This window comes from Pseudolysinimonas sp., from assembly GCF_031389465.1.
Taxonomy (GTDB): domain Bacteria; phylum Actinomycetota; class Actinomycetes; order Actinomycetales; family Microbacteriaceae; genus Pseudolysinimonas_A.
This window is the reverse complement of record NZ_JANMSQ010000213.1, coordinates 1-3,397: the sequence shown is the minus strand read 5'-3', so window position 1 is coordinate 3,397 and position 3,397 is coordinate 1. Positions and strand designations below refer to the sequence as shown.

Below are 3,397 nucleotides of genomic sequence, written 5' to 3'. Positions count from 1 at the left end.
GCCGCTCCGTGCACGAGGGTGGTCACCTCGCGGGCGAGCGTGCGCTGCGCTTCACGTTTGAACGGTTCGCTCGCGACCGCTTGCTCGAGGCGTTCGATTTCCGCGCGCGGCAGGAACGTGAAGACCTTGAGCCGCGCGATGACGTCGGCGTCGTCGGTGTTGAGCCAGAACTGGCTGAACGCGTAGGGGCTGGTGAGGGCGGCATCCAACCAGACCGCGTTGCCCTCGCTCTTGCCGAACTTCGTGCCGTCGCTGTAGGAGATGAGCGGCGTACCGATTGCGTGAACGCCGACCCCTTCGGCCTTGTGGATGAGGTCGACGCCGCTGGTGAGGTTGCCCCACTGGTCGCTGCCGCCGGTCTGCAGCACGCAGCCGTACTCGCGGTACAGGTGCAGAAAGTCCATGCCCTGCAGCACCTGGTAGCTGAACTCGGTGTACGAGATGCCCTCGTCGGAGTGCAGCCGCTTGGCGACAATTTCCTTCTTCACCATTGTGCCGACCCGGAAGTACTTGCCGATGTCGCGCAGGAAGTCGATCGCCGACAGCGGCGCCGTCCAGTCGAGGTTGTTCACCATTCGCGCAGCGCTCGTCCCGTCGAAGGCCAGGAAGCGCTGCACCTGAGCCTGCAGGTTGCCGACCCATTCGGCGACCGTCTCGGGCGTGTTGAGGATGCGCTCCGCGGTCGGTCGGGGGTCGCCAATGAGTCCGGTTGAGCCTCCGACGAGGCCGAGCGGGCGGTGACCGGCGAGCTGGATGCGACGCATCGTGAGCAGCTGCACGAGGTTGCCGAGGTGCAGACTCGCCGCGGTCGGGTCGAAGCCGCAGTAGAACACAGCAGAAGGACCGGCGAGCAGCTTCTTCAGCTCCCCCGCGTCGGTCGAGACGTGCACGAGACCGCGATAGACGAGCTCGTCCCAGACGTTGTCGAACGTCGGATCGTTGCGCTGGTGCGCGAGTATCTGCTCGTCGGAGCTGGAGGATGCGGGCACCGGGACAGATTACCCGCCGCGCTCGGGTGTCACCGTGCGTCCCCGCCTTGCCGCCCTCGGGACAGTTCCTCAAGCGGGTTCTCCAGTGGCGACGACCACTAATCAAGGCTTGATGCTTGAACTCTCTCTTTCAATACTTTATCCTTGAGGGATGTTCGTCCTCACCGTCGATCAGATCGACAGTCAGAACCACGCTGACCGCGTCGAGCCTGCGCTGCACGACATCACACGTGGACTCGGCAGCCGCCTCGTCGCACCCCCCGAGCGAACGGCTGGGGATGAGTTCCAGGTCGCGACCGAGGAGGGAGCCGTCGCGCTCGACCTCGCGCTGACGCTCGTGCGGGCCGGTGACTGGCGTGTCGGTCTCGGCGTCGGCGACGCGCGCTCACCGCTCGGGTCAAGTGTGCGCGCGATGTCGGGCACCGCATTCGTCAACGCCCGAGAAGCCGTCAGCACCGCGAAGAAGCGGCCGGCACGATTCGCGCTCGTCGCCGACAGCAGCGCGGAGCGGCTCGACCCCCTCATCCGGTTGCTGCTCACCCTGCGAGAGCGCCGCACCTCCGAAGGCTGGGAGCTGTTCGACCTGCTCGAGGGCGACCCGGGGCTCACCCTCACCGACGCCGCGGGCCGGCTCGGAATCACCGTGCAAGCCGCGAGCCAACGCGCACTGACCGCGGGTCTGCGGCTCGATCGTGAGGCACGCGATGCGCTCGGCTCGATGCTGACTGACGAGGGTGGGAGGATCGGAGGATGAATTCGCTCCTCGTCGTCATCCCCTGGATCGGCGCCGTCGTGTTCGTGCTCGCCGCTGTCGCCGTCGCGATCCTCGCCATCCGGCTTCGACAGCCGGTGCTGGCACTCTTCGGGTTGCTCCCGGTCGGGTTCGGCATCCTCTGGCTCGCGTTCGATCTCGACTTTCCTGAGCCACCCGCCCTGCCCACGATCGTCGCGCTCGGTCTCGCGGCGCTCGGCATTATCGGCGGTAACCCGCTCACGGTCTGGGTACTGGGGCGCGCGGCGAAAGGTGACGTCGACGGCGGAACCCACGGCGGCATCCTCGTGCCGGACGAGACCGCAAGCGGTGCGAAGAGCGCGACGCGAACCCGCGAGGTGCTACGCGGTGGCACCTGGATCGGCTACCTCGAACGCCTCGCCGTGATCGGTGCGATTCTGGTCGGACGCTTCGAGATCATCGCCGCTGTCATCGCGATCAAGGGCCTCGGCCGATTCTCGGAACTCGACGCTCCCGAGGCACGGGAGCGATTCATCATCGGAACTCTCGTGAGCATGACCTGGGCTGCCCTGTGCGGCGCCCTCATCGTGCTGCCGATCGCCCTCAACGCGTGAACATCGACGCGTGAACACTCTGCGGCTCGCCTTCTCTGCGTCCGACCCCGGACTCCGGCGGCTCGGTGCCGCCGTGCGTGCCACGACGAGCTTCCTGGTGGTCGTCGTGGCGCTGTTCGCCGTGTGCGGGGCTGTCGGCATCGAGTGGTCGTTCGCGATTCCCGGGATGCTGGTCGCCGCTGTCGGCAGCACGACGATCGGGATGGGCGCTCGCGAGCGGCGCCGGTTCGTGCCCCTGCTCATGCTCGCCGCTTCGGGGAGCATCGGGCTCGTGCTGGGAATGCTCGTTCTCGACGATCCGCTGGTGTCGGTGGCCGTGTTCTTCGGGCTCGCCATCGCCGTACTCGCTTCGACGTTGCTCGGTGCCGGTGGCACGATCGTCGCGCTCGGTGGCGTCGCCGGGTTCGTGGCGGCCGCGATCGCTCGGCCCGGCTGGGTCGACCTGCCGTGGGTGCTCGGTGGGGTGATCGTCGGCGCCGGGCTTCCCGTCCTCATGCTGACCGTGCTGCTGCGCTACCGACCGCGCATCCACACCCGCCGGATGATCGGCAGCCTGCGCGCCCTCGTCGACCAGATGCCGCTCGCCGTCGCTGGCGGGGAACAGTCCGCCCGCAGGCATCTTGATGCGCTCGAAGCCGGGATCTCGGCGACCCGTGCCCGCATTGCCGCAGACTCTGACGGCTGGCCCGACGCGCTGCGCCGCGGCGATGGGGCGGCTCTCGCCGAGCTCGGCGCGCGATTCGAGCTCGCCGTCGCGGCGGCTCTTACTGGCGGCGGCACCGCGGATCTCGACGCTCTCGTGCTCGATCCCCTGCTCCACGCGCCGGAACGCGCTCGCACGCCGCGCCGCACGTCCACCCTCGACCAGCCGTACGCGCCGCCCCGGATCGACTGGTGGCGCGCCGGCCGCAGTTTGCTCTCGATCGCGACGCAACTGCTGGCGGCTATCGCCCTCTCGCTGCTCGTCGCCCAGTTCGTCGACCCGCGGCACTGGTACTGGGCCGTGCTCGCCGCGGTCGTGATGGTGTTCGGCACGACCTCGGCAGCGGCATCCCTCAGTA

At 68.3% G+C, this 3,397-nt stretch carries 4 protein-coding genes; 3 read left to right on the top strand and 1 reads right to left on the bottom strand.

Features of this window, described 5'->3' with window-relative positions; genetic code table 11:
- On the bottom strand, nt 1-989 hold a 989-nt coding region (tyrS, locus tag RMO30_RS08645), incomplete at its 3' end, for a tyrosine--tRNA ligase (RefSeq protein ID WP_309712043.1).
- A 151-nt stretch (nt 990-1,140) separates the two neighbouring features.
- On the opposite strand from tyrS, the gene RMO30_RS08640 reads away from it, so the two are divergent.
- From RMO30_RS08640 to RMO30_RS08630, 3 genes are all read left to right on the top strand, one after another.
- On the top strand, nt 1,141-1,743 hold the full coding sequence (locus RMO30_RS08640) for a DNA-binding protein (RefSeq protein WP_309712041.1): 603 nt from the start codon (nt 1,141-1,143) through the stop codon (nt 1,741-1,743).
- Entirely contained in the window at nt 1,740-2,336 is a 597-nt protein-coding gene (locus tag RMO30_RS08635; RefSeq protein ID WP_309712039.1) for a hypothetical protein, read from the top strand. The genes RMO30_RS08640 and RMO30_RS08635 overlap by 4 nt, the downstream gene beginning before the upstream one ends.
- A 10-nt stretch (nt 2,337-2,346) precedes the next feature.
- Nucleotides 2,347-3,397, top strand: a 1,051-nt coding sequence (locus RMO30_RS08630; protein WP_309712036.1) for a hypothetical protein, incomplete at its 3' end; no start/stop codon positions are given.